The sequence below is a fragment of the Pseudomonas sp. RA_35y_Pfl2_P32 genome (assembly GCF_963970735.1).
GTDB lineage: Bacteria > Pseudomonadota > Gammaproteobacteria > Pseudomonadales > Pseudomonadaceae > Aquipseudomonas.
In genome coordinates, this window is record NZ_CAXAQF010000038.1 from 1 (window position 1) to 25,511 (window position 25,511).

Sequence of the window (25,511 nt, forward strand, 5' to 3'; positions counted from 1 at the left end):
TGATTACATCGAGATGTTCTACAACGTAAAACGCCGCCATGGTTTCAACAATCAGCTGTCACCGGTAGAGTTTGAAAAGCGTTACGCAATGAGCTTGCAAGGTGTCTAGAGAATCCGGGGCGATTCAACCGTTGGGCCGAGACGAAAGGGCTTTGTCGCTCGCATTTCCAAGTACGGCAAGCAAGTCTATCTAGGAAAGTTTGGCGACATCATCACTGCATTCGAGGCGTACAAAGCAGCTCATTCGGCTTACTGCATTGAGCTGGCCGAGAATTACGAGAACCAGATTGCCCCACGTGTAATTGAGCGCCTACGTACCTGCTCCCGCCACATTCGGGACTGATTCACACCCTCTCAAATACCACCGCAGGCCTAAGCCTGCGGCAACCAAAAGTAACGAGGCAAACGCCTATGAAATGAACTGAATAGGAGAAATGAAGATGAGTAGTATCGCCCCCAATAAAGTGATCCACACTGCTGTATCCGCTCCAGGAGCGGGCAAGACTCAAGCATTCATTGCCCAGATTCCGTCTCTGCTGTCTGCGGGACGCTCCATCGTTCTCGCACTCCCCACCCTCGACCTCACCGATAGCTTTGTTAGCCGTTTGCCAGCAGGCGTGCTCTACCGTGTAATAAACTCGACTACCTGTGACCACGTTGGCTCGGAACTGATGGCTGCTTTGACGCAGAGGACAAGTCATCTGATTATCACGACACATCAGAGCGTCTTCGCGGTACGACCTAATTTGCTCTGGGGCTGGATGCTAGTCATCGACGAACTACCACCTGTGGTTGATTTTCCAGCGTTCCCATTCGAGCCGTCGGAGCTTGCACAACTGTTCGTGAATGCAGTGGAGCAGGATGGGCGCCTACACATCCGGGAAGGTTGTGCTGGTGCGATTGAAACATCATTGGCGACCTTCAAGGCTGTATCGGCAGGAGCTGAACGCACTTCGATGCTGAGCAAAGAAGGGGCTCGTATCTACGAATGCCTGAAGGATGGGCATCCGGTCTTTATTGATTCTGAGATACCCAATGGCAACAGATATGTACGATCAGTAGTCGAGTCCAACTGCTGGGACACTTTCGCTGCGGCGGAAGAGGTGCACGTTCTTGCGGCCACTATAATTGGTAGTCAGTTCGATGATTTTGCTCAGGTGCATGGTGTCACATACGAAAAGTCGGAGTTCACGCCAGCGTTTGAAGGCTACACCTCCCCTGTCACGATCCACCCTGTTATGCCGAAGGGGCGCAACTACAGCAAATCCGCTGTAACAATGACTAATCATGACGGCAGTTCTACGGACCAGCCGAAGCAGGGACAGCTTCTGGTGATTGACGACATATTGAAGGCAGTTCTCCAGCGAACTACTGGAACTCCTCTGCTATTCAGCAACAATTGGGCGGGTTTCAGATGGTTGCGAAGGGGAGCTGTGCATCGCTGCTCAATCGACAGTCGAGGCTTGAACGAGTATCAGGGAGAAACTGATGCAATTCTTCTATTTGGTGGAAACCCATCGCCATCCGATCAGCTCGCACTGGAATTTCTGGCAACGAAGTATGGTCGTGTATTTCGCCAAGGATTCATCGTTACCAGATTTTTGGAACCTAGCTTGCAGGCAGCAACTCGAACAGCAGTACGAGACAGAAGCAATATCAAGCCGATACAGCTGTTTGTGCAGGATGGGCGAGTAGCCGACTATCTTGTCTCCACCTACATGCCAGATGCAGTGATCGATTGGAGGTTGTCTGAGATATGTCCAGTGGGTGAAGACCGTAGAACGACAGTGGACGCGCGTAGAATTCAAGTCTGCGAATTGTTTGCACAAGGCAAGAAAAATGCTGAGATAGCTCGCCTCACCGGCGTTCATCGAAATACTCTTTTAAGCTGGAGAGAGGATTGGAGAGTAGGTCAAGCAGCTTAAATTCAAACCGGTTGCACATCACAATCCTAGATTTAGTTTGCAGGATACAAATTGCACATTGACCCTAAGAGGCTTATTAGGAAAGGTGTGCAGTTTTGATTATGCAGTAGCATCGTCCCGATTCTGGATCAGCACACCAGTAAATTAGTAGAGTATCAATACACCTCCAAGCTCTTGCTCTTGATCTGCTCCCACCGAAGGTGACGTGTTTAACTGTCAGCGTTCGCTGACGGGATACTACCGAATACTTCCGTATTCATTTCTGCACCAACAGACATGAGCAAGATCAAGATCACCAGCGACGAGCTGGATTTGTGTAAGTCTCATTTTTATTACTGGAGTACATCCGAAGGAATGTCGGCGGTTACGCCATAATAGCTGAGTCAAAATGAAAGCTTCCGCTTTCGGTGCGTCCAACCAGCGGAGCTGAAGTGGTATAACGCTCAAAGCTGATGCTTTGGGTGTGCATGACTACATGCCTATGGCTTATTGCCTGAAATCACGTCCAGCCATCCCGATGATTTTTCTTCAGGTGCAAGAGATGGCGACTGCGCTTCACTGGGACTAATTTGATTGACAGCCATAGCAATTTTCGTGAGCTTGTCGTGCATTGACACCAGTAGGAACCAAATGCCCGACCCGAAGCAGCCAACCAGAAAACCCAGTATCGCACCGATGACTTCGTAGCCTGTTCCGGAGCCTATGATGGCACCTCCAATGACACTGAAGACAAAATACCTACCCAAGCAAAAAAGCTCACAACCTTAATGACCAGATGCTTCATCTCAATTCCCTCGCAGCCCTATTGATGTCAATATATTCAAGACTCGGACTAAGCAGGCAGCTCTCTCTTTCTCCAATACCAGCCTCCAAAACTTACCTTATTTGGACACTCGCGAGAAAGCACGATATTAAACGGCAGTAGCAGCCAGGCATGTGTCTCTTTTCACAATAAACATCGAGCATTCTTTTACTCTGCTATATGAGCATCAATATCGAGGAGCTTAGCCACTTCCTCTTTTCGCTTATTGCTGAATTGCCATACTCGACCAATGGACGCCACCGTGACAAACTGGCCATATAGGCTAGCCGGCCACTTGTAACTTTTGTCATGCAGCCCATCCACGTAGAATGATTTCTCTGTACACTTCCTTAAAGCATAGGACGAACCCTTATCAGCGATCACTGGCACTTGTTGCTTTTTAGCCCTACGAAGAACAACATCCTCTTCACGTATAAGTCTATTCACCTCCTTCGTCGCAACAGTCGGAGCCGTATTGATATTACCCATAACAATAGTCAGGTGCCTAATCAACTTCATAGAAAGATCAGACTCACCATCAAAGTCTTCTTGGACCCCGCCACCTCTAATCTCTTTTTTGAATTCACACAAACGAGACCACTGATCAGTATCGTGCTCCTGAGGCAAAGGACGTTTAGAGAAATATATTAGTGTGGGGCGCTTCTCTTTGATAAAATATTTTATCTCCTCCACCGTACCCGACTTCTCTACACCTGTATCACTTCCCAACCTAGACCAAAAAAGCGAAACAATAATATCGCAATCTTTAACAATCAAGTCGTTAAGTATCCCTTGAGGGCGATCCCCCTGAAGTGGTGCACTATCAAGTTCCCACATCACAGGAAGCAATATTGTTTCAGTCCTAATGCTATTCATAGAGTTCCAAGTATGGATAGCAGTCTCAATCACTTTCCTCTCGGCACTAACATCCGAAGGAGACCCAATCAAAACACGGTAAGCCGTCACAGGAACTGGCATGCAAAACACCCCTATTGGTAATCACAGCAATAGAAAAATATTATCTAAGATTATTGAATAGCTCTCTTGCTGAGAGAGGCACTCTGTCAATCTGACCCGACTCCAATATTCTCACTATGGAATGTTCTTCGTCACCACTTACACGACCATAAAACAAATAATAGCGATCGCGCTCAAAAGTTTTCCAACCGCGACTCTCGAAGATATCCAATTCACAGTGACCGCTGAGCTGGTGCTGGGGTGACTTAAAGTTAAAGAAGACCCGATTAAACCTCCCCTTGGCGATAGAGGTAGGCTGACCAAAAAACAAGAAGCTTTTTCCAAGATATTTGCGTATATCACGCTGAGCTTTTTCAATAGAAACTATCAAGTCGCGCAGTAGAACCGCGTCCTCTTCCTCGAACTGAATAGCGATATCAAGACTTATTTGAGCCAGACGCACTAGCCTACCTACGGTACGAAAGTGCCCTGGATTGAGTAGATTCCCATCGGCATCGTAGAAATTCTCGAATCCTCTACCATTCACCGAGGAACCGCCCTGCACCTCCTTCCTCTTACGCGGGCTCTGATCCTGATCGTCATGATCATCCTCATCTTCCTCGTTCTCCGCCAGGCTCTTCCAACCCGCAAATGTAACGAGGTTAATGGCTCGCCTCTCTTTGCCGCTATCTCCCTCACCTCCTCCTGCACCAGCCTTTCTCCGGTGGGGACATTCAACCGTGTCAAATCCGGGCATATGGAAGTAAAACGCAGGAACTCCATCTTTTCGCTTTGGGGTCTTGCGTGGCCGCCTACTACACATGACACCGCATTCAGGGCAGTAGATCAGTCCGTGATGCTCATCATCGAGGTAGAACTCTGGAAGCAGCCGGGGCGCGCCAACGAGGGCTGCTGGTGCCACAGTTGGTGGCTGAGGCTTTAGGGACAGAAAGGCAACTTGAGGGATCGAGATCTGAGACATACATTCCTTTGCTTCATCAGACTATTAACCGTCGAAAACTACATTCCAGCTTCATCGGATAGTAGCAAGACGCCATCCACTAACGCTATGGGTCTGCTAGAAACAGTGCTCGCCGACAGGGACATCATTTCCACAATGGACGCGAAGTCCTAAGGCAGGGACAGCTCCATTACCCTTGGGCCCACATAACCGAATCTCATCCGGACAGTGGAGAGCATTCAGCTCCAACGACGAAGCACCGCTGCAACCAATAATGGTCACCGAGCAAATCGAGCTAGCTATCAGCAAAATGTCTCAAAGCCAACTATTAGGTTTGGCAGATGAAAGCGTCGGCTCTGCCCTTGACCACCCAGCATTGCGCTATCAAAGCAGTAGACCTATCCGGTAGTGACGTGGGCGCTACGCAGTGGCCAAAATAATCTATCAATAAAGTCTTTAAAATAGCTTAATGATAAACTATCATTGATCTATTAAATTGAGACCCCAAAGGATAGCCAACCATGAACGCCCACTTATACCTCCGAGCATCGACCAAAGATCAAGATGCCAATCGTGCAAAGGTGGTCTTGGAGTTGTTCGCCGTCGAGAGGGGTTTGAACGTCGTTGGTGTGTATGCAGAAAACATCAGTGGCACCAAGCTCAATCGCCCTGAGCTGCTCGCCTTGCTCGATACTGCCGAGAGTGGAGACGTGCTATTGGTTGAGTCTGTAGACCGCCTCAGTCGTCTCTCACAAGCTGACTGGGACACTCTCAAAGCCACCATCAAAGCCAAGGGACTTCGGTTGGTGGTAGCTGATCTACCTACCAGTCACATGCTGGTTGAAGCCAAAGGAATTACCGGGCAAATCATGGATGTGATCAACAACATGTTGATTGATTTGATGGCAACCATGGCTCGATTGGATCAAGAGAAGCGTGTGGAGCGCATCAAGCAAGGGTTGGAGAACAAGAAAGCTGCTGATCCTGAGTGGAAGCCATCAGGTAAAGGAAGGAACGCTGCCAAATGGTCGGAGGTACAGGCACTGATGCAGAAACATCCAACCATGTCCGCTGATCAGATTGCCAAACTGGCTGACTGCGGTGTCGCCACGGTGTACAGGATCAAGAAAGAAACGAAGGCAGCGTGATGCTGGGTACTACACGGATACATCTGATTAAGCTATTCGGGGCCCCGTGCCCCATCTTATTTTAGAAAAGCTGCTGCTTTAACTTGGCTCCCTCGCACTTGGCTTAGCACCTCGGGAAAAACCACCAGTATTATTTTCCAAGCTAGAAAACCAAACGATTATCGAAGTGCACCGGAAATTTTGGCGCGGGGGGTATTTTTAATATAGTAAATTGATGCTTATACAGGACAATGGGAACAAAAACGCAGCGAGGAATGTGGACAAACAAGAGAAATAAATGCTGTCCACTTCAATAATACTTTCTATACCTTATAATGAGGCAATGTTGCATTCATATCTCACACAACAATGCAACCATCTGCATTACCTTCGAGAACTAAGAATCATCATGCACATCTTCATTACTTAGCGATCTAAAGGCACGATCCAAACCAACACCACACCCGCTTCTAAATTTCGAAAGATGAAAACCGCAGAGCTTTGGAAGAACATCACCGACAATATCAAGCTCTACATCTTTTGCGAACACCATCCATCTATTATCTTTTTCCAACGCATCTGAAATCGCGTATGCATCTATAGTCTGGGCATCCAAGCAATAAGTATCAAACTTACTTCCAGCCAAAACTAGAACCCGCTTCGGAGAGACCGTGACGATTTTGACACTCGCCTGCACCATTCGATCAGAACAGGAATATACCCCATCTTCATTATAGGAAAATATATCAATGTTGGCCATTTTAATTACTAACTTGGCAGACTTTATATATTCACTGCAACGCTGCAAATCTTGCTCACCGAGTTTTTTGGACTGCCCAGAGGCACTATTATCCACTTCATATCTGTTTGCCATTTTTGCGGAGTTAATAAAATCCAACTCAACATTAAATGCATAGGCAACATTCATCCACGAAGATGTAAAAATTAATACTTTATTCCAGAAAGGCTTTTCTTTAGAGTGAGACTCTAACCTTGCTGCAACACTATCACCCTGACCAACATATATAGCTCTACCGTATCTCTTTTTATCATAGTGATCCGCATATATAACATACACTCCTGCCAAATCCAAAAATTTCTCACGACTAAACTTAATAAATATTTCACGAGACATCACTAGGATACGGCCATCCCAGCCGGCGGCGGTAATTTCTGTTACACCGTCGAGCGGTGTTTTAGCTATACTTATAGAGTCCACTTTAAATCACCACTACCTACACCATAGACAAATTATAATTTTTAGCCTGCAACCAGCCAGCCCATTCCTTACTAGCCTTTAATATATTTAAACAACCAATTGACAGCCAACTCAATCTAGAACACTAGTAGCAATACCCAAGCCAAAAATTACATACCACACAGGAACTACGGCAATCCGACTAAAGCTTACTAGCACTTAGCTTAAGTTGGCCATCAATATAAATTACCGATATATTTGAACCGGAAATTGCTAGATGCACGGCATTCATATTGTCAACCTGCGTTTGAGTCATCCCCAAATCTAGTATCAGATAGATAGCCTTACGCGATTTCTCTGACTTCATATACTCAGGAAGCTGACGCACAATGCCGTTTTTAAGGTGCGAATTATCCGATTTTTTTATTTCCACAAGCACACTATTTTCGCCATTGGAACCAAACTTAAAATCAACCGGGCCTCGACCCGAATTTGATTCCCTAGCAATCATTATCTTATTCGCTTCACAGTACGCTTCAGCAATCCCATAAAATGCCAACTGGATCGCCGTTTCGTTTTTAATCTTAGACTTTCCATCATAAAAGAGTGTATTCAAGCCATTGTTTTCAACAAGCTGCTTAAATTTATTGCAGATAGTAACAACAAGCTCATACACCTCGTCCAAGCTGGGGTGAGCACTTAGAGTCAAATCTATCGGATTCTCAGAAACTGCCTCTACAGTTCTTTGATACCATGCGTACTCACCTTTTTTGTCCTCGTTGAAATCATATGGCTTAACATCCTTAGATGCATACTGATCAACCAGATCATCAAGAAGGTCAGGATATTTTAAAACTAGTTTTTTAAGTTCCTCTTTCTTCATATTAGCTAATGCTCGCCAGCTAGAGCCAACCAATGCATTGAGCGTTTCTCTTATTTCGGCGCTGTTAACTCCAATTTCATTCGATCCACTCCACTCAAAGGCCGAGGGCAAATCCCTCAACAGCTCTTTTGGGACTAGCAGAATCGGTTCTTTTGTAAATGGGTTTTGTGGAATATTAGTTTTACGGTCTATGACACCGTTCCAACCCTGCGGCAAAATTTTCTGATAGACATTCGAGGAGTAAGTTAAAATATCGTCCTGAATAATATTGGCTGTCATATCACTTATCCGATCAGCTCCAAAATTATCTTCAAACAAGCCAACTAGCTCAAACAATTCAGGATCACTTTTTCCAGCATCAATGATTAGCTTAGCAGTTGTTAAAATCTTATCCCTAAGCCCTTTTCCAATACCGCTCCCCGAAGTCCCCCCATTAGAATAGCCAATACAAAGCCCACGCACTTCGTGCCAACTCATTTTAGTCGCAGCAGACTTCCAAAAAGGGTCGTCTTTTCGCTGACTGTGCTGCAATAGCTTCCCGATTGCTAAAAATCTGCTTTGCAAGTCTGTATAGCTGGAGGAAAACTCTGGCGTTTTACAATGCTTTAGTAAGAGCGGGTCGATAAACAGGCGCGTATCGTGATCGAGAATGGGGTCGAAAACCCCTAGGGCTTCTAAGCTAGCGTTAGAAATTCCGAGGTATTTAGATAAAGACGTTGGCATGACAATCCTTGTGCGTTGGCGTTCTTTGGCAAAATGCCATGATACCGATGCGCTTTCAATCATCCTATCGTCTTGTCTTGCCAGTGCCTCGCACCCATATCCGCTTAGGTATACAAACTGCTTGATCTGAGCAGCCTGCGAACTGAAGCACGGAAGCATTCGTGACGTTACTGGCCACCCCTGATCAGTCGCTTTACTGGTGCCCGATCAGAGGGGCTAAGGAGCTATCCAAGGGCGTCGCCACAATCAAACGTCTTGGAACAAGGCAACTCACACAGAGTTAACACATCGTTTGGCGTAGCGCCTCCTGAGGGCTCACAGGGAGCTAGATTTATTTTTAAAATTAAGAACGATTCCCATCTAGAAGCTCGCGGATGGCTTAGTAACCCTCGCTTGAAACACACCTTCCAAACGTCAATCGTCCTAGCTTATATTTTCCAGTCTAAAATCTAGCCAATATCAAGGTTCGTCACTTTTCGCGCCGCGGGCGATGGGAAACCCCACAGAAACCATGAGTAAGTTACGGCTATGTAGCTAGGTTTCAAGTAGCTCCAAAGCTTCAGCGGGCTCGAAGCCATGCGTATCTCTGTGCCATTGAAAGTACTTCTTCGTTTTCTGGCTCCAAGCAGGTACGACATTACCCAACACACCATCAATGTAACTCGATATAGCCGCAGGCGCTTCGAGGGATGGATGCCTAACAACCGCCCCGTTCTTTACCGATATGTATCCGAACTCAAAAAGTGGGTCACATCCCATACGGCACATAGGGGCTGCAATATTTTCGATATCCAGCTTTTCCTTTCTGTCGCAGGAAGCCCGTTTTTTGATGTGCGCAGCAACCAGCATGTTGCGGGGATAGTCGTTTAAGCAGATGCAGCATGTACCAGTGGCCAAGCCTTTAAAGAGGTGTTTCACGATGAAGCGGTGCTCGTTTCTAGTCGGTCTCGTAGCAGAACCATCCGTCTCCATCTGGAGGCTAATTTCAACGCGAGCCTCTTCGAGACTTATAGGCTCATCAGCAAGCTCGTACAGTAGCTTCTCGTAGCGATCAATAATCGCTGCACTGTCTGCTTCGGAGAAGCGATTGAAAGACATACGAGGCTGGCTTTCGGTGCAGAGCAGGATGTCAGGATATGGAATAGACACATGGCGTACATCCGAAACGAAGTAAACGTTCTCCCAAGTGATTCCCTCACTGACGTCTTTAAAACCCCACAGATGAAGAGCAAGGGCTCGATTACGGGTGCGATGAGTAAACCTCGACGCAACTGTAACCATTCCTTTGACGTTGAAGATGACCACGTCGTTTGGAGCCATTCTCAGCCAAGCAGCTTCGGTATTGCTGGGCGATAGCCCCCAGATATACAGCTTGCCCGAGGGATTCTCTGCTCGCAGTATCGCACCAAGCGCAGGATCAAGAAGGTGCACGATATCGTCAAGAAAGATGGGGTTGAGTATGGTGTTCTGAAGGTTCTGCCTCGCAACTGGATCAGAGCAAGGCTGGTACACAACTGCGGCAGTCATTTCTCTCTCCTTGAGTACTTCACAGCATTGCCCTTGGACTTATCAACGGGATACTTCTCTGCATTTCGCTTGATTTTGGCTTGGGCCGCCGCTGCAACGTCGATCTGTAGCCTATCTCCCAGTCTGAGCGGATAAAGCAGAACATCGGCCATCTCTTCTTCAACGGCCTTTACTGCCTCATCGCTAAGGACAGCACGCTCACTCTGTTCAGCAGTGAGCCACTGAAAGAGCTCTGTAAGCTCCCCCACCTCACCGGACAATGCCATCACTAGATTCTTTGGGGTATGGAACTGATCCCAGTCCCTCTCGATAGCAAACGCAGCCAGATCGGACTGCAGTTGTTTCAGTACGTCCATTCCGATTCCATGCACTATGATCAAGATTGCGTGGACGCTAACGACTCTGACAAAGCCTGTCTAGCGACCATCACATCACACGATCACCAAGACCTCTCGACAACACAACCCCCCTTCCCCTCCTGCGAAATATAGAAGAATCACAGCTCAGAACAGGTCTTGTAGGCGTTCACATTGCTCGGTGTGAACGAAGCCTATATTTTGTGAACGTTCTGCATGAAATCCAGGACAACAAAAAAGGGCTCACCTTTCGGTGAGCCCTTCTAGACCGCCCAGCAGAGCGGATTTTGTTTGGTAGGCGCGATTGGACTCGAACCAACGACCCCCACCATGTCAAGGTGGTGCTCTAACCAACTGAGCTACGTGCCTGCTGTGAGGCGGCATTCTACGGAATTGCGCAGGGGTGTCAACACCTTTTTTTCACCTAAGCCTATGAATATGCAAAATATTTAATTTTGCTGTGGCAAAGCGGGATTTCCCCCCGCTGGCAGTGGATTTTTAACTCAGGTAGGATCGCTGCATTCGTAAAATATATTAAACAGAGGCTTCGGGATGGCGAACACTCCTTATCCGCAATCCTATTACGCCGCGTCGGCCAACCCCGCCCCGGCGCGCCCTGCGCTGCAGGATGAGGTGGAAACCGATGTCTGCGTGATTGGCGCAGGCTACACCGGGTTGTCCAGCGCGCTTTTCCTGCTGGAGAGCGGGTTTCGGGTGACGGTGCTGGAGGCTGCCAAGGTCGGTTTTGGTGCCTCGGGTCGCAATGGCGGGCAGATCGTCAACAGCTACAGCCGCGACATCGATGTGATCGAGCGCAGTGTCGGCCCCAAGCAGGCGCAGTTACTGGGGCAGATGGCCTTTGAAGGCGGGCGGATCATTCGAGATCGTGTCGCCCGGTACCAGATCCAGTGCGACCTCAAGGACGGCGGTGTGTTTGCCGCCATCACCGGCAAGCAGATGGGGCACCTGGAGGCGCAGAAACGTTTGTGGGAGCGCTACGGCCACAGCCAGCTCGAACTGCTCGACAAAACCCGCATCCGTGAAGTCGTGGGCTGCGAGCAGTACGTGGGCGGCATGCTCGACATGAGCGGCGGTCATATCCACCCGCTCAACCTGGCGCTGGGCGAAGCCGCTGCCGTCGAGTCCCTGGGCGGTACGATTTATGAGCAGTCGCCGGCGGTGCGTATCGAACGCGGCGCCAATCCGGTGGTACATACGCCGACGGGCAAGGTGCGAGCCAAGTTCATCATCGTCGCGGGCAATGCCTACCTGGGCAACCTGGTCCCGGAACTCGCCGCCAAGTCGATGCCCTGCGGCACCCAAGTGATTACCACCGAACCCCTGGACGAGGCCCTGGCCAACAGCCTGTTGCCCCAGGACTACTGCGTCGAAGACTGCAACTACCTGCTCGACTATTACCGCCTCTCCGGGGACAAGCGCCTGATTTTCGGCGGCGGTGTGGTGTATGGCGCGCGGGATCCGGCGAACATCGAGGCGATCATCCGGCCGAAAATGCTCAAGGCCTTCCCCCAACTCAAGGACGTGAAAATTGACTACGCCTGGACGGGTAATTTCCTGCTGACCCTGTCGCGCCTGCCACAGGTCGGGCGCCTGGGCGACAACCTCTACTACTCCCAAGGCTGCAGCGGTCACGGTGTCACTTACACCCACCTGGCCGGCAAAGTGCTGGCCGAAGCCTTGCGCGGCCAGGCCGAGCGGTTTGACGCCTTCGCCGACCTGCCCCACTACCCCTTCCCCGGCGGCCAGTTGCTGCGCACCCCGTTTGCCGCGCTGGGTGCCTGGTACTACGGCCTGCGGGACAAGTTCGACTTCTGATCCCTCCCTGCGGGCGCGGCTTTATCGCTGCGCCCGCACACGCAGGACGTCAGGTGTAGACCGGCCAAGTCTCGACGATCTGGCCGCCGCGCACCGCCAGCAAATCGCCAAACTGCAGCAACACCGACTCGGTCTGGGTCGGCCGCAGAAACACCTGGTCATCCACCGCCAGGCCCACCGCCTGCGAGCCATTGACCATTTCCTGGTTGGAACTGCGGCCATAGAGCCCGTTGCTCTGCAACCCGGCCGGCGATTCGAACTCGGCCATCCAGTTACCGCCATAGATGAAGTAGGTCTCGCGCTGATTGATGTCCCACCACGACAACAACCTGGACTTGCCGTCCAGCGCCGGAATCTGCACCGCCCCTGTACGCTTCAACACCGGGGTAGCGATCCAGGTTGCCGGCACGTGCTCGGCGAGTGAGGGCAAATCGTAATGGGTCGGCTTGAGCATGGCCGTGCCCACTGACACCTCGCTGCTCAGCGATTCCTGCTCATGCAGGCGATAGCTGGGGCTGCCAGCCGTATTGAGCGTGAGGTCCGAGTGCCAGAGGTCGGCAAATTGCTGGCGGGTGAAATCGACGTAGCCGTTGTACCGAGTCATGACCTTGGCAAACAGCTCATCGGCGCTACCCAGGATGCCCGGCACCCCCATGCCGACAAAGGGATCGTAGCCCATGAACCCGGCAAACTGCAGATGCTGCGCGTTGGTGCGGATCAATCCGAGCATCTGCCCCAGGGTAGCCATGTCCGCCACGCCGCCGCGGTGCAGGCCGACATCCAACTCGATATTGACCCGCAACTGAGTGCCCAGGCCCCGGGCCAATGCCAGGTACTGCTGCAGATGCTCCGGCGTATCGAGCAGCCATTGCAACTGCCGCGCCGGATCGAACGAACCCTTGTGGGTTTGATAGAACAGCTCGGCCGAACGCACCGGCAGCGGCTTGCCCAAGAGGATGTCGGACTCGGGGAAAACCAATGCATCATGATTGAGAAACGGCTGATGAAACGACATCAGTCGCTGAGTTCCAGCGCGCTTGCAGATGTAGGCCAACAGCCCCGGTGACGGCAGAGATTTCTCCACCAGGCGTAAGTGCTTGCCACCGCGCTTGACCGACTGCATCACCACATCGATGTTGTGGTCCAGTCGATCCAGATCAATCAGCAGCACCGGGCGCATCGGGCCGTGGTTCTTCAGTTGCTGGTTCAAGGCACTGAAGTATTCGGAATAGACGCTGCCCCGGTCGCCGGGGCGCAACCACGCCCCCACTCCCAACAGCAACACACCAAGGCCCACGGCCCCACCGAGGAAATTGCGACGGTCGATGCTCATCCGCTGACCCCCAGGATCGATGACAAATGGGCGTTTAAGAACTTGCCGCCCGGGTCCAGCGCTTCGCGAACCTGGCGAAACGACTGCCAGCGCGGGTACAGCGCTTGCAGGTTACGGGCGTTCAAGCTGTGCAGCTTGCCCCAATGTGGACGGCCGGCGTACTTCCAGAAAATCGGCTCGATGGCCGCGAAGAAGTTGTGATGGTCCATCTGGTAGTGCTGATGCACCGAGATCGAACAACTGTCGCGCCCCTCGAACATGCTCAGGGGGATGTCATCGGCCTTGACGTAGCGGTACTCGATGGGAAACCAGGTGCGAAGATCCCTGTCAGTGATCAGCTTGATGATCTCGCGCAGGCAGGCCGGGCCATGCTCGGCCGGCACCGAGTACTCCATTTCGTTGAAACGCACCGTACGCACATTGGCATAGATGTCGAAGGAGTCGCCCACCCGATCATCAAAATTGGCAATGTGCCGCAAGCTGTTGAGCAAGGTACGACGGGCATCAGGGAAATCACTGACGTACTTGTCGAACTTCTCGATGAGGTTGACGAATTCATTGCCCCCCTCCTCGTCGGCACTGATCGGCGGTGTCGCCGGGTCGGTGGTTTCATTGAGGGCAATCGACAAGGCGTAGTCCGAATGGGTCACCACCAGCATTTCCCAGTGCTGGTTCTCCCGGGTGAGTTTTTCCACGTCCTCCAGCAGCTCTTCGGTCTTGGCGATCCACTGGTGCTCGCGCAGGCGGTAGGCCGGGCGATTCTGCATGCGGATCTTGCTGACCACCCCCAGAGCCCCCAGCGACACCCGGGCCGCGTCGAATACCTCCGAGTGACGGGTGCTGTCGCATTCGAGCACCTCCCCTGCGGCCGTGACCAGTTGCAAACCGGCGACGTAGGCAGAATAGGAGGGAAACTGTTTGCCGGTGCCATGGGTCGAGGTGCAAATGGCACCGGCCAGGGTCTGGTAGTCGATATCGGCCATGTTGCTCAGGCCCTGGCCGACTTCCTTCAAGGCCAGGCCCATGCGCGACATGGGTGTGCCGGCGCCAAATTCGGCCTGCAGGGTCTGCGGATCATGACTGAGCAGGCCGGTAAAGTGACTCAACGACAGCAACGTGCCATCGGTGGGCACCAGAGCGCTGAAGGAATGTGCCGATCCCACCGGACGAATCTTGCCCGGGGCACGGCCAATCACCTGTACCAGTTCGTCCAGATCCTTCGGCGCCAGACGGGCCTCGGGCAGGCAACTCTGGGCACCCGACCAGTTGCGCCAGGGAATCAGCCGTGGCGCGCGCACCAGCTGTGCCAGCACCGGATTACTGCTCAAGGCCGTCAGGGCACCGACCAGGCTGGCCCGCTGCAGAAGCTGGCGTCGTGTGAGGTCCATCGTCATCAATCCCACCGTGTGGTTTTTATTGGAGGTGTTGGCCGGACATGAAGCTGATCAGCGCCAGGAAATCGGCTTCGCTGCATTGCATGCATAGGCCCATGGGGGGCATGCCATTGTGGCCGTTGATGGTGTGGTCCAGCAGGCTGTCCACCCCTTGTTGCAGGCGCGGTTGCCAGGCCACTGAGTCACCGGTCAACGGCGCGCCCGAGGCGGGGTTGGCGTGGCACAGCTTGCAACTGCTGTCGTAGGTGCGCGCCAACCCGGCATCGGCGGGCATGCTCGCGGCGGCGGCCACGCGATCAGGCGCGCCCTTGGGCTCCTCGCCGCAGCCGCCCAACACGCCGAGTACCAGCGCCAGCGCCGCCCCACGGCAGGAAAACCGCCACCCGGCTCGAATCAGTGCCCACATAAGTTTCCTCACTTGTACCGCGCCGCGGCATGGCGCATTTTTTGTAGTTAAGACCAACCATTGAACACTAAGGCAGCCGCTGCCTGCGGTTGAGGGCATTGGGGGTCAACAAGGGGGCTTTCGAGGCCATGCGCGTCGAACCGCCCTCTGCCAGAGCGTGACGGTTTGTTACACCCGCCGCGCGCCAAATCGACTACGCTTGGGCCAGCCATTGATGAAGAAACCGCTCTAGAATGCCCTTTAGCGCGTAGATGGCCGACCTTGTAGCAGCTGGCGCAGCCTGCGTTCGAGTGCGCAGCACGCGCCCATCCAGCCCCACATCAGGGCCTGGTTGGGCGACAGCTGCTACGGATCGCGCAAGAAGCGGATTGATCACGAGTAGCCTTCAAGGCGTATAACCCATAGAGCGATTTTTTGCCTGCACGCCGCCTGCCGACCCAAGGCCTCAGCCGGCGTTGCCCACATCCAGTACGGGGTAGTTTCATGAGCACACAAAACATTCTCAGCACACTGTTTCCTGCTCTCGCCGACATCCCCGAGCCGTATCGCCCGGACGAGCCGATCGAACAACGCGAGTACCTGGTCGAGGGCGCCCTGCATACCTGGAACGGCCCTCTGGCGGTGGTTCGCAGCCCGGTGTACCTGGACGTCGACGGAGTCGACGAACAAGTCATTCTCGGCAGCACCCCGCTGCTCGATGCCGAAACCGCCCTCACCGCCCTCGACGCCGCCGTCCGCGCCTACGACCGCGGCCAAGGCAGTTGGCCGACAATGCGCGTGGCCGAGCGGATCCAGCATGTGGAGGCTTTCCTTGGGCGCATGCGCGAACAGCGCGCGGCCGTGGTCAAGCTGCTGATGTGGGAAATCGGCAAGAACCTCAAGGACTCGGAAAAAGAGTTCGACCGCACCTGCGACTACATCGTCGACACCGTCAACGCCCTCAAGGAACTGGACCGTCGCTCCAGCCGCTTTGAACTGGAACAGGACACCCTCGGCCAGATCCGCCGCGTCCCCCTGGGCGTCGCCCTGTGCATGGGCCCCTACAACTACCCGCTCAACGAGACCTTCACCACCCTGATCCCGGCGCTGATCATGGGCAATACCGTGGTGTTCAAGCCCGCCAAGCTGGGGGTGCTGCTGATTCGCCCGCTGCTCGAAGCCTTCCGCGACAGCTTCCCGGCCGGGGTGATCAACGTGATCTACGGCAGTGGCCGCGAGACCGTCAGCGCGCTGATGGCCAGCGGCAAGATCGACATCTTTGCCTTTATCGGCACCAACAAGGCCGCCAGCGACCTGAAGAAGCTGCACCCCAAGCCACACCGCTTGCGTGCCGCCCTGGGCCTGGATGCCAAGAACCCTGGCATCGTGTTGCCCGAAGTCGACCTGGACAACGCGGTCAACGAAGCCGTCACCGGTTCGCTGTCGTTCAACGGCCAGCGTTGCACCGCGTTGAAAATCCTGTTTGTGCATGAACAGGTGGTCGATCGTTTCATCGAGAAATTCAACCACAAGCTCGCCACCCTCAAACCCGGCATGCCGTGGGAAAACGGCGTGGCGCTGACCCCACTGCCGGAGTCGGGCAAAGTCGACTACCTGCACGGCCTGGTGGACGACGCCGTACGCAAGGGCGCCAAGGTGATCAACGCCAACGGCGGCCAGGCCCGCGGGTCATTCTTCTACCCGGCGGTGCTGTACCCGGTGACCACTGACATGCGCGTCTATCAGGAAGAACAGTTCGGCCCGGTGGTGCCTATCGTGCCCTATCGTGACCTGGATACGGTGATCGACTACGTCCTGGAGTCAGACTTCGGCCAACAGCTGAGCCTGTTCGGCACCAACGCCGCCGAAGTCGGACGCCTGGTCGATACCTTTGCCAACCAGGTCGGGCGCATCAACATCAACGCCCAGTGCCAGCGCGGCCCGGATACCTTCCCGTTCAACGGCCGGAAGAATTCGGCAGAAGGCACGCTGTCGGTGCACGACGCCTTGCGCACGTTCTCGATTCGCACCCTGGTGGCGACCAAGTTCCAGGAAAGCAACAAAGCGCTGATCAGCGACATCATTCGCAGCCGGGAGTCGAGCTTCCTGACCACCGACTATATTTTCTAGCACACGGCTCAAGGACATCCCGGCAACCCGATGATCGCCTTTCGCTCACTGCGCCTGCCCCCCGTGTTGCGGCGCCTGCTACGGCCCTTGCTGGACCCGTACCGGCGCTACCGCAACGCCCGGGTGATCCACGCCATCCGGGTCTCACTGGGCCTGCTGGCGACGATCCTGTTGACCACGGGGATCAACCTGCCCCATGGAGAATGGGCGTCCGTCACCATGCTGGTAGTCATCGGCGGCCTGCAACACCACGGCAACATCGGCAAAAAAGCCGCCGAGCGCGCCTATGGCACGTTGATCGGGGCCGCCGTGGGGTTGCTGCTGGTGCTGCAGCAGGCCTGGCTCGGCCTGCCATGGCTGACCTACTTCGGCATGTCGGTGGTGTGCGGCTTCTTCTCCTACCACGCCATCGGCAAGGGCGGTTACACCGCGCTGCTGTCGGCGATCACCGTGTTCATCGTCGCCGGCCATGGCGACAACCCGGTCACCGACGGGCTGTGGCGTACCGTGGATATCCTCATCGGTATCGTCCTGGCCCTGGCGTTTTCCTTCGCCCTGCCGCTGTATGCGGTGTACTCCTGGCGCTACAAACTGGCCGGGGCACTGCGTGACTGCGCAAGCATCTACAGCCGGATCATCAGCGGTCAGTCGGTGACCGACGACCACTACCTCAAACGCCTCGGGCGCCTCAACGGCGTGATGGTGCAGTTGCGCTCGCTGATGCCCTCGGTGTCCAAGGAAGTGCGCATCTCCATGACCGAACTGGACGCCGTGCAACGCAACTTGCGGCTGTGCATCAGCACCCTGGAAATCCTCGCCAACACCCGCCCCGATACCCGCGACGAACACGCCATGGCGCAGATGCAACTGGCGCTCAAAGCCGAACATCGCGAGATTCGCCGACTGCTGATCGGCATGGCCCGCGCCCTGCAATCCGGCACCACCCAGCGCCTTGAGCGCACCAGCAGCGAGCCGTTGCTGCACAACGCGATGGACACGCCGGTGTACAGCGCACTGGATGGTTACCGGTTGTTGACCCGGCAACTGACCAGCAACCTCAACGAGATGCGCCAGCGCCTGGTCAAGTCGGCCCCCCACTGGAAGATCTGAGTACCGTTCACGTCGTCACGGCCTTGCGCGCGGCACTGCCCCAACCTTGTTGCATGCCGGCAGCCGCCAGCAGAATCGCCGCCACACCGATCCATTGCAACAGTTCCAGGCGATGACCAAAGGCCAGCCAGTCCACCAGAATCGCCGCGATCGGGTAGATGAACGACAACGCACCGGTCAATGCCGTCGGCAGTTTCTGAATCGCGCCGTACAACAGCACGTACATCACCCCGGTGTGGACAATACCCAGGGTCAACAGGCTGGCCCAAGCCGTGGAGTGTTGTGGCAGCGCCGACCAACTGGCCCAAGGTGCCAGCAACAGCACCCCGGTGCAGACCTGGATCAGCGCAATCAAGTGCGGTGGTGTGCCGGTCAGGCGCTTGATGATCAGCGCGGCAAAGGCGTACAGCAGCGCTGCGCCCAACGCCAGGGCAATCCCCAGCAGGTACTGGCCGCCACCCGCACCCTGCTCACCATGGGCACTGACGATCGCCAGCATCCCGAGAAACGCCAACCCCAGCCAGGCCAACTTTTGCACGGTGATCTTCTCGCCGAGGAACAACGCCGCCAGCCCCACCAGCATGAACGGCTGCACGTTGTACACCGCCGTACCAATGGCAATTGACGCCCGGGAGTAGGAAGCAAACAGCAGCACCCAGTTGCCGACAATCGCCACCCCGCTGAGCACGGCCAGGAGGAAGGTGGTACGCGTCAGAATGCCCGGGCGCAAAAAACCAAACAGCCCGCAGATCAGCAGCAGGGTCGCGGCGCCGAATACGCAGCGCCAGAACACCACATCCAGTACCGGCTGGCCGCTGACCAGCACGAACCAGCCGATGGTGCCGGAAATCAGCATGGCGGCGGTCATTTCCAGCGAGCCGCGGCGAAGGGTGTTGTCCATGATCAGGTTCCTCGTTGTGAGCGCAAAGTATGGCGCTGCGGCCCCCACCGCCTCCATAACCAAATGCAGGCTAAACTGCGGGCTCACCTTTTTTATCAAGGCAATTTCAGGTTATTGCCTAAGAGGCTTCAGATGACTGACGACATTGATCAACTGCTGATCAGCGCCCTGATGCAGGACTCCCGGCGCTCGCTCAAGGCCCTGGCGCAAATCAGCGGCTTGTCTTCCCCCAGCGTCGCCGAACGCCTGCGCCGCCTCGAGGAGCGCGGTGTGCTCACCGGCTACACCGTCGAAATCGATCCCAAGTGCTTTGGCTACCAGTTGCAGGCCATCGTGCGCATCCGCCCACTGCCCGGCCAATTGCAGAATGTCGAACGGCAGATCCAGGCCATCCCCGAGTTCACCGAGTGTGACAAGGTCACCGGCGACGACTGCTTCATCGCGCGCCTGCACGTGCGCTCGATGGAGCAACTCGACACCCTGCTCGACCGCCTCAACAGCTACGCCGAGACCAACACTGCGATCGTCAAGAAAACCCCGGTCAAACGCCGTCTGCCCCCGATGGCCTGAGTGTGGTCTGGCGCACAAGCGCGTAGAGTGCAGATTTTCCGGCGAAGGATTGGCGGCATGAACATTCACGGCGTGCTCCTGGCAGCGATGCTGCTGTCAGGCTGCGGAACGGTACAGACAGTGGTGCGCAGCGACGAAGCGGCGGCAGCCAGCCTCAAGGAACAGAAAAGTTACTGCGGCGCCGTACCCCGCATCTACAGTGGGGTGACTTACGACTTCTGCACCCTGTACGCACCGCTGAAGGAAGGCATCGACGCGCAAAAACACGACAACGGCACCATCATCGTGTTGATCGACGCGCTGATTTCCGGGGTTCTGGACACCGCCCTGCTGCCGTACACCATCTACCGGCAACACGCTGACGGCAGCATCATCGTCACCGAGTGACGCCTGGCCGAATGCCGGGCAAAAAAAAACCGCCGAAGCGGTTTTTTTGTACCTGGAGCGTCGATCAGTCATCGCGGCTCATGATGCCGAACAGCTGCAACAAGCTGACGAACAGGTTGTAGATCGATACATACAGGCTGATGGTCGCCATGATGTAGTTACGCTCGCCGCCATGGATGATGGCGCTGGTCTGGAACAGAATGCAGACCGAGGAAAACAGCACGAAGCCAGCGCTGATCGCCAGTTGCAGGCCGCTGATCTGGAAGAACATGCTCGCCAGCACCGCGCCCAGCAGGACAAAGAAACCCGCCGTGATGAAACCACCGAGGAAGCTCATGTCCTTGCGGGTGATCAGCACATAAGCCGACAGGCCTCCGAACACCAGTGCGGTCATGGCGAAGGCCGAGCTGACCACTTCAGCGCCACCCTGCATGCCCAGGTAACGGTTGAGGATCGGGCCAAGCAGGAAGCCCATGAAACCGGTCAGGGCAAAAGCCGACACCAGGCCCCAGGCCGAATCACGGAGTTTGTTGGTGAGGAAGAACAGGCCGTAGAAGCCGATCAGCACCACAAAGATGTTCGGATAGCCGACCCGCATCTGCTGCGCCACGAACGCCATCACACCGCTGAAGGCCAGGGTAAGGGCGAGCAAGCCGTACGTGTTGCGCAGGACGCGGCTAACCTCTAGCTGCTCAGCCTGCACGCTGTTATTAACTGCGTAATCCTGTTCGCGCATGGCGACACTCCTGTAGGTTTGAAACGTTCAGTCGCAAAGATCATAACAGACGCTCTGTAACAAGCTATGCGCAGAGTTTGACAGTGTGTTTCATTCGGGTATTATGGCGCCCGCAATGCAGTTTGGAAGCGTGGCCGAGTGGTTTAAGGCAACGGTCTTGAAAACCGTCGATGGGCAACTATCCTAGAGTTCGAATCTCTACGCTTCCGCCACATTTATACGACAAAGCCCTGATTATTCAGGGCTTTGTCGTTTCTGGGGTTTTGCTTTATGAGCCGCGCCTGCGATGCGTTCCATAACAATTATGGAAGCGTTCCATAATTAACGCCGTTTCAGCCCTCCTCCGGCGTCCTGCCGAACGAACATCACCCCCAAGCTCCCTGCTACGCTGAAAACTCCACGGAGGATTCGCGATGCCAAATTCTGACCTACTCCCTTCACTGCTGTTCAAGATCAACGAGAACCAGCTCGCCCTCGAGGCCGCCATCATGGAGCTATCGAACTGGGTGGAGGCTCGAGGCTCGGCAGACGTCGCCGAAAACGTCCGCGGCGCCCTGCACACGATCGACCGTAACGAGGAGTTCATCAAACTGACGCTCGCCCTGCTCATGACACCGGACTGACAACGTATGAGCACTACCCTTTTCAGGGCTCAACTGACCAGTGTCGCAGCCCTCATCTAACCGATGATCGACTGGGTGCAGCAGGCCTTCACGTTCCGGACTGACTGGCTAGGGCAGCATTCAGCCTTTCAACTAGCGGAACTCGAAGAACTCATAACGCAGATTGCGCTCTGGAATTCGGTGTTCGCGCATCAGCTCCTTGACCTGAGCCAGCAGCCCTTTGGGGCCGCAGAAGCTGATCTGGATTTGCTCTGGGTCGGTTTCGCGGGAAACCTTGCGCAAGGTTTCGGCCAGTTTGTCGGCACTGCTGTCATGGCCGACGAACTCGGCGCTGCGCTCTTCAGCCATCGTCTTCATTTGCTCGACACTGGGGAACGCGCGCGAGGGGTTGAAGCAGTAAACCAGCGTGACATTGTCGAAGCGCTTGGCAGCTTTGTCCTGCAACCAGGAAACGAATGGCGAAATGCCCACCCCGCCACCAATCCAGATCTCCCGCTGGGCATCGGGCAGGCGCTTGAAGTACCCGTAAGGGGCATAGATATCGGCTAGCATGCCGACCTTGACCTGTTTGCGCAGCGCTTGGGTATAGTCGCCCAAGGCGCGGATCACGAAGTGGATGTGGCCGTTGTCTTTATGGGCACTGGCGATCGTAAACGGGTGCGGCTCACGCAAACCCTTTTCCTTCATTGCCAGGAAAGCGAATTGCCCGGCCTTGAACGGGAAGCCGCGATGGACCGGTGCCAGCTCCAGGTGTAGGGAGCCTTTGGCGGTGGACACTGCAGCAACCTTGTACTCGCCCGCAGTGGCGATGAAGGGGTAAAGCACCAGCTTGTACAGGGCAGCAATGACCCCCAAGCCACAGAGTACGGCCAACCAGATGCCAGAGGGGCTGTTCAGGGTAATCGGTGACTTGAAGCTCAGCCAATGGGCAATGACGATCAGGAACAGCGGGCCAGAGAGTTTGTGCCACCAGCGCCAGACGCTGTAGGGAATGTTTCGGTTCAGGGCCAGCAACACGATCATACCCAGTACTACATAGCTAAGTTGGCGCACCATGCGAGTCCAGTACTTGGAAAACTCCAAAATCGCGGCACTGTTCCAGGCGTCAAGGTTGGCTTTGAACACCAGGTGGTAGCTGGCGAAGACCAACGCCCAGATTCCCAGCCATTTGTGCGTTTCATACACCCGATCCAGCCCGCCGAACAGTCGCTCGATGAGGTGCCAACGAGCGGCCAGCAGGCATGACACCGCCATGTTGGCCAATGCCGAGGCACCCAGCACCAAGCTGAGGGTGGCCGAGGTCATCCAGGTATCAGAAGGAATTTCGAGCAAAATGGTAAGCGTAGTGATCAGCAGTATACTCACGACGCAATGCCAGCTTTTCATGCGGTTAGACTCCAGTTATCAGCGTCAATAACCTAACGGTTTTCGAGGCGGTCGGTGCTGACCTGGGTCACGGGCGGATCGACGGTGTACGCAATAACGGTATTGTAGTTCCGTGTTTGGAAGCTCCAGCCCAGCTAGGACTTCAGACTAGACGACCAAGAATGCTGGGGGTTGTTCGCTGGAGTTAGTTAGAATTAGCTCGCGCCAAGTATTGCGACACGAAAGAGCTATCATCTGAGATACGCTTCCAGAAAGTAGCCGCGATGTGAATATTCAAGGATCGCTCAAAATCGAGGTTGATCCAGCTACGATTTTTCGGTGGCATCAGGGAACCCTGACGAGACCCAATGTAAACCCTGCTGACAGGCAGCTATAGGCCAGAAGCGGCCCTTCGCTATAGTATTTTGAGACCGTCCGGTGTCTCAATATAAGACCGCAAACCATATTGGTCATTGCGTATGACTTTGACCGGGCCGCAGAAGCCAATCATTTCCAAATGGTGCTCGACAGCACCCGGTTCGGGATGGAAAATCTCAAGACGCTGCAACTGACAGCCCTTCTCGTCAAGTCTCTGTGCCGGTGGCTTCGAGTCGCCCCAGTCGATCAGGCTGGGCACTACTCCATCCAGCGGCAGTTGTCCGTCTGTATGGATGGAAATACTCCACGACAGCTCGCCTCTGTTCATCGGTTCGATAACACCAAAAGCACTCTGTAGCTCTTCATCTGCGGCATCCAGAAATTCCGTGCGCGCGACCCAGTGGGCCAGACGTGGAGATGCTTGGGCGTTTAGTTTATCAAGCCCAAACCACCTGGGCCTCCTGGGTTTCGGCGCCAAAGGGTCGGGCGCAATCACCTCGAGATAAAAACAGTCGCCTAATCGTAAAAGTAGATTATGAGTGCTCATGCGGGGATGATTGCCACCCTGCTGCATGCTCACCCCTAATTGCCTTTCGACCAGTTGTGCGCCTGCCGCTAGTGTCGGTGACACGATGACCAGATGGTCAACAATGGAACGCCTCATGGGCACAACTCCAGATTCAAGAGTTCCTGGACGGTCTGCCGCCGCCTTATCATTCGGTAGCTTTGGTTCTCGATCAGTAACTCCGGCAACAGGGGGCGACTGTTGTAGTTCGAAGACATGGAAGCACCATAGGCGCCCGTATCATGAATCACCAGCAGGTCGCCGACCCTGGCCTGCGGCAAGTCCTGGGGAGCCAACGCGTGTTCGCTCTGAGTAAACACATCACCAGCCTCACAGAGTGGGCCGGCCACCAGGGTGGGTTGCAAAGGGCGAGACACTGGTAGGCCATCAACGTCGAGCAAGGTCATGCGATGGTACGAGCCGTACAAGACGGGCCGCATCAAGTCATTGAACCCGGCATCGACCAGAATGAAGGTATTGCCACCTGCCTTCTTCACAGCGCGAACCTCGGTCACGAGGTAACCCGACTCTGCCAGCAGAAAGCGTCCAGGTTCGATCTCCATGCGTACGGCATGGCCAAGGATTGCCTCGATTTTCTCCCGAGCAGCGGCCCAAATCCGGGCATATTGGTTGATATCGACCGGTTTGTCGGTACTTGTGTACGGTGTAGCCAGACCTCCACCAAGGGAGAAGGCCTCTATGTTCCTGTCCAGCCGAGCAATGAGGTCAGTCATCGACTGAGCTACCTGCGCCAGGTGCGGGTAATCCACGCCCGAGCCAATATGCATATGGACACCTACCAGGTGCAGACCCCAAGTGCTAATGCAGTCGAGTGCCTCTTCCAGTTGTTCGTGCCAGATACCATGCTTGCTATTTTCGCCTCCCGTGTTGGTCTTGCGACTGTGGCCATGGCCGAACCCGGGATTGATACGGAGCCAGACCCGATGCCCTGGCGATCGCTCCCCCAACTGCCGAAGCATATCGATCGAGCCGACATTGACCTCGATCCTTGATTCGATTACCCGGGCCAAGGTCGTTTGATCTAGCAGGTCACACGTCAACACAACACCCGCTGGATCGCCATCCACCGACGCTCCCGCCGCGAAGGCACGCTCCACCTCCCCCCAAGAAACCGCATCGAGCACCACCCCCCGTTCGCGCATCAAGCGAAGAATATGCAGATTGGGATTGGCTTTCTGCGCGTAGCGCACCGTATCGAAGCCGCGCAGTTTTTCAATTCGATCAATAATCGTCCGGGCGTCATACGCCCAAAGTGGCGAACCATGACGGCGAACCGCAGCGGCTAATAATTCAAAAGGTGCATCAGCATTCATGAGCG

At 54.6% G+C, this 25,511-nt stretch carries 23 protein-coding genes and 2 tRNA genes; 10 read left to right on the forward strand and 15 right to left on the reverse strand.

Translation table 11 applies throughout. The annotated features are described in order from the left end of the window. Both AACY45_RS26105 and AACY45_RS26110 read left to right on the forward strand, forming a co-directional pair. Positions 1 to 109 (forward strand): IS3 family transposase (locus AACY45_RS26105; RefSeq protein ID WP_146427598.1); only part of this gene is annotated, 109 nt, incomplete at its 5' end. 331 nt (positions 110 to 440) lie between these two features. Further along, a complete protein-coding gene (locus AACY45_RS26110; protein WP_339548299.1) occupies positions 441 to 1,925 on the forward strand; it encodes a helix-turn-helix domain-containing protein in 1,485 nt (494 codons plus the stop codon). Positions 1,926 to 2,895: 970 nt separating this feature from the next. On the opposite strand, the gene AACY45_RS26115 is transcribed toward AACY45_RS26110, so the two are convergent. After that, positions 2,896 to 3,705 carry a hypothetical protein gene (locus AACY45_RS26115; protein WP_339548300.1) on the reverse strand — a complete coding sequence of 270 codons (810 nt, stop codon included), beginning with the start codon at positions 3,703 to 3,705 and terminating at the stop codon, positions 2,896 to 2,898. A gap of 40 nt (positions 3,706 to 3,745) precedes the next feature. Next, positions 3,746 to 4,666, reverse strand: coding sequence for a hypothetical protein (locus tag AACY45_RS26120; RefSeq protein WP_339548301.1), 921 nt, complete (start codon positions 4,664 to 4,666; stop codon positions 3,746 to 3,748). 500 nt (positions 4,667 to 5,166) lie between these two features. Between AACY45_RS26120 and AACY45_RS26125 the strand changes: the two genes are divergently transcribed. Next, positions 5,167 to 5,793, forward strand: a complete 627-nt coding sequence (locus AACY45_RS26125; protein ID WP_339548302.1) for a recombinase family protein — start codon at positions 5,167 to 5,169, stop codon at positions 5,791 to 5,793. 376 nt (positions 5,794 to 6,169) lie between these two features. Here the strand turns inward: AACY45_RS26125 and AACY45_RS26130 are convergent, their stop codons facing one another. From AACY45_RS26130 to AACY45_RS26150, 5 genes are all read right to left on the reverse strand, one after another. Then, a complete protein-coding gene (locus AACY45_RS26130) occupies positions 6,170 to 6,991 on the reverse strand; it encodes a hypothetical protein (protein ID WP_339548303.1) in 822 nt (273 codons plus the stop codon). Positions 6,992 to 7,172: 181 nt separating this feature from the next. After that, positions 7,173 to 8,639 carry a hypothetical protein gene (locus tag AACY45_RS26135; RefSeq protein ID WP_339548304.1) on the reverse strand — a complete coding sequence of 489 codons (1,467 nt, stop codon included), beginning with the start codon at positions 8,637 to 8,639 and terminating at the stop codon, positions 7,173 to 7,175. A gap of 471 nt (positions 8,640 to 9,110) precedes the next feature. Continuing rightward, entirely contained in the window at positions 9,111 to 10,103 is a 993-nt protein-coding gene (locus AACY45_RS26140; protein ID WP_339548305.1) for a hypothetical protein, read from the reverse strand. Continuing rightward, a complete protein-coding gene (locus tag AACY45_RS26145; protein ID WP_339548306.1) occupies positions 10,100 to 10,459 on the reverse strand; it encodes a nucleotide pyrophosphohydrolase in 360 nt (119 codons plus the stop codon). Before AACY45_RS26145 ends, AACY45_RS26140 begins: the two co-directional genes overlap by 4 nt. A 292-nt stretch (positions 10,460 to 10,751) precedes the next feature. Further along, a tRNA-Val gene (locus tag AACY45_RS26150) sits at positions 10,752 to 10,828 on the reverse strand. Positions 10,829 to 11,011: 183 nt separating this feature from the next. Here AACY45_RS26150 and AACY45_RS26155 point away from each other — a divergent pair. Next, complete coding sequence (locus AACY45_RS26155; protein ID WP_339548307.1) at positions 11,012 to 12,295, forward strand: NAD(P)/FAD-dependent oxidoreductase; 1,284 nt, start codon at positions 11,012 to 11,014, stop codon at positions 12,293 to 12,295. Positions 12,296 to 12,344: 49 nt separating this feature from the next. On the opposite strand, the gene AACY45_RS26160 is transcribed toward AACY45_RS26155, so the two are convergent. From AACY45_RS26160 to AACY45_RS26170, 3 genes are all read right to left on the reverse strand, one after another. Beyond that, a complete protein-coding gene (locus AACY45_RS26160; RefSeq protein ID WP_339548323.1) occupies positions 12,345 to 13,553 on the reverse strand; it encodes a DSD1 family PLP-dependent enzyme in 1,209 nt (402 codons plus the stop codon). Positions 13,554 to 13,624: 71 nt separating this feature from the next. Next, entirely contained in the window at positions 13,625 to 14,956 is a 1,332-nt protein-coding gene (locus AACY45_RS26165; RefSeq protein WP_339548324.1) for a D-arabinono-1,4-lactone oxidase, read from the reverse strand. 85 nt (positions 14,957 to 15,041) lie between these two features. Continuing rightward, on the reverse strand, positions 15,042 to 15,428 hold the full coding sequence (locus tag AACY45_RS26170) for a c-type cytochrome (RefSeq protein ID WP_339548308.1): 387 nt from the start codon (positions 15,426 to 15,428) through the stop codon (positions 15,042 to 15,044). 483 nt (positions 15,429 to 15,911) lie between these two features. Between AACY45_RS26170 and AACY45_RS26175 the strand changes: the two genes are divergently transcribed. Next, entirely contained in the window at positions 15,912 to 17,537 is a 1,626-nt protein-coding gene (locus AACY45_RS26175; protein ID WP_339548309.1) for an NADP-dependent glyceraldehyde-3-phosphate dehydrogenase, read from the forward strand. Between the two features lie 30 nt (positions 17,538 to 17,567). Then, positions 17,568 to 18,647, forward strand: a complete 1,080-nt coding sequence (locus tag AACY45_RS26180; protein WP_339548310.1) for an FUSC family protein — start codon at positions 17,568 to 17,570, stop codon at positions 18,645 to 18,647. A 7-nt stretch (positions 18,648 to 18,654) separates the two neighbouring features. Here the strand turns inward: AACY45_RS26180 and AACY45_RS26185 are convergent, their stop codons facing one another. Further along, positions 18,655 to 19,548, reverse strand: a complete 894-nt coding sequence (locus tag AACY45_RS26185) for a DMT family transporter (protein WP_339548311.1) — start codon at positions 19,546 to 19,548, stop codon at positions 18,655 to 18,657. A 132-nt stretch (positions 19,549 to 19,680) separates the two neighbouring features. Here AACY45_RS26185 and AACY45_RS26190 point away from each other — a divergent pair, with 132 nt between their 5' ends. After that, the gene (locus AACY45_RS26190; protein ID WP_339548312.1) at positions 19,681 to 20,118 is read left to right on the forward strand and encodes an Lrp/AsnC family transcriptional regulator; all 438 of its coding nucleotides are present in this window, start codon (positions 19,681 to 19,683) and stop codon (positions 20,116 to 20,118) included. A 57-nt stretch (positions 20,119 to 20,175) separates the two neighbouring features. Further along, complete coding sequence (locus AACY45_RS26195; RefSeq protein ID WP_339548314.1) at positions 20,176 to 20,505, forward strand: YceK/YidQ family lipoprotein; 330 nt, start codon at positions 20,176 to 20,178, stop codon at positions 20,503 to 20,505. 64 nt (positions 20,506 to 20,569) lie between these two features. On the opposite strand, the gene AACY45_RS26200 is transcribed toward AACY45_RS26195, so the two are convergent. Beyond that, positions 20,570 to 21,241: a Bax inhibitor-1/YccA family protein gene (locus AACY45_RS26200; RefSeq protein ID WP_095169276.1), complete on the reverse strand. Its 672-nt coding sequence runs from the start codon at positions 21,239 to 21,241 to the stop codon at positions 20,570 to 20,572. 124 nt (positions 21,242 to 21,365) lie between these two features. Between AACY45_RS26200 and AACY45_RS26205 the strand changes: the two genes are divergently transcribed. Next, a tRNA-Ser gene (locus tag AACY45_RS26205) sits at positions 21,366 to 21,453 on the forward strand. 201 nt (positions 21,454 to 21,654) lie between these two features. After that, complete coding sequence (locus AACY45_RS26210; RefSeq protein ID WP_339548315.1) at positions 21,655 to 21,864, forward strand: hypothetical protein; 210 nt, start codon at positions 21,655 to 21,657, stop codon at positions 21,862 to 21,864. Positions 21,865 to 21,996: 132 nt separating this feature from the next. Here the strand turns inward: AACY45_RS26210 and AACY45_RS26215 are convergent, their stop codons facing one another. The 3 genes from AACY45_RS26215 to lysA all read right to left on the reverse strand — a co-directional run bounded on the left by AACY45_RS26215 (position 21,997) and on the right by lysA (position 25,506). Continuing rightward, positions 21,997 to 23,250: a ferredoxin reductase family protein gene (locus AACY45_RS26215; RefSeq protein ID WP_339548316.1), complete on the reverse strand. Its 1,254-nt coding sequence runs from the start codon at positions 23,248 to 23,250 to the stop codon at positions 21,997 to 21,999. Between the two features lie 394 nt (positions 23,251 to 23,644). Further along, a complete protein-coding gene (locus AACY45_RS26220; protein ID WP_125924645.1) occupies positions 23,645 to 24,271 on the reverse strand; it encodes a VOC family protein in 627 nt (208 codons plus the stop codon). Beyond that, positions 24,268 to 25,506 (reverse strand): diaminopimelate decarboxylase, encoded by a 1,239-nt coding sequence (gene lysA, locus AACY45_RS26225; protein WP_339548317.1) that lies wholly within the window; start codon positions 25,504 to 25,506, stop codon positions 24,268 to 24,270. The genes AACY45_RS26220 and lysA overlap by 4 nt, the downstream gene beginning before the upstream one ends. Positions 25,507 to 25,511: the final 5 nt, after the last annotated feature.

Coding starts and splice junctions, on each gene's coding strand:
- AACY45_RS26110 (WP_339548299.1), top strand. CDS start 441: ATGAGTAGTATCGCCCCCAATAAAGTGATCCACACTGCTGTATCCGCT.
- AACY45_RS26115 (WP_339548300.1), bottom strand. CDS start 3,705: ATGCCAGTTCCTGTGACGGCTTACCGTGTTTTGATTGGGTCTCCTTCG.
- AACY45_RS26120 (WP_339548301.1), bottom strand. CDS start 4,666: ATGTCTCAGATCTCGATCCCTCAAGTTGCCTTTCTGTCCCTAAAGCCT.
- AACY45_RS26125 (WP_339548302.1), top strand. CDS start 5,167: ATGAACGCCCACTTATACCTCCGAGCATCGACCAAAGATCAAGATGCC.
- AACY45_RS26135 (WP_339548304.1), bottom strand. CDS start 8,639: ATGATTGAAAGCGCATCGGTATCATGGCATTTTGCCAAAGAACGCCAA.
- AACY45_RS26140 (WP_339548305.1), bottom strand. CDS start 10,103: ATGACTGCCGCAGTTGTGTACCAGCCTTGCTCTGATCCAGTTGCGAGG.
- AACY45_RS26145 (WP_339548306.1), bottom strand. CDS start 10,459: ATGGACGTACTGAAACAACTGCAGTCCGATCTGGCTGCGTTTGCTATC.
- AACY45_RS26155 (WP_339548307.1), top strand. CDS start 11,012: ATGGCGAACACTCCTTATCCGCAATCCTATTACGCCGCGTCGGCCAAC.
- AACY45_RS26170 (WP_339548308.1), bottom strand. CDS start 15,428: ATGTGGGCACTGATTCGAGCCGGGTGGCGGTTTTCCTGCCGTGGGGCG.
- AACY45_RS26175 (WP_339548309.1), top strand. CDS start 15,912: ATGAGCACACAAAACATTCTCAGCACACTGTTTCCTGCTCTCGCCGAC.
- AACY45_RS26180 (WP_339548310.1), top strand. CDS start 17,568: ATGATCGCCTTTCGCTCACTGCGCCTGCCCCCCGTGTTGCGGCGCCTG.
- AACY45_RS26185 (WP_339548311.1), bottom strand. CDS start 19,548: ATGGACAACACCCTTCGCCGCGGCTCGCTGGAAATGACCGCCGCCATG.
- AACY45_RS26190 (WP_339548312.1), top strand. CDS start 19,681: ATGACTGACGACATTGATCAACTGCTGATCAGCGCCCTGATGCAGGAC.
- AACY45_RS26195 (WP_339548314.1), top strand. CDS start 20,176: ATGAACATTCACGGCGTGCTCCTGGCAGCGATGCTGCTGTCAGGCTGC.
- AACY45_RS26200 (WP_095169276.1), bottom strand. CDS start 21,241: ATGCGCGAACAGGATTACGCAGTTAATAACAGCGTGCAGGCTGAGCAG.
- AACY45_RS26210 (WP_339548315.1), top strand. CDS start 21,655: ATGCCAAATTCTGACCTACTCCCTTCACTGCTGTTCAAGATCAACGAG.
- AACY45_RS26215 (WP_339548316.1), bottom strand. CDS start 23,250: ATGAAAAGCTGGCATTGCGTCGTGAGTATACTGCTGATCACTACGCTT.
- AACY45_RS26220 (WP_125924645.1), bottom strand. CDS start 24,271: ATGAGGCGTTCCATTGTTGACCATCTGGTCATCGTGTCACCGACACTA.
- lysA (WP_339548317.1), bottom strand. CDS start 25,506: ATGAATGCTGATGCACCTTTTGAATTATTAGCCGCTGCGGTTCGCCGT.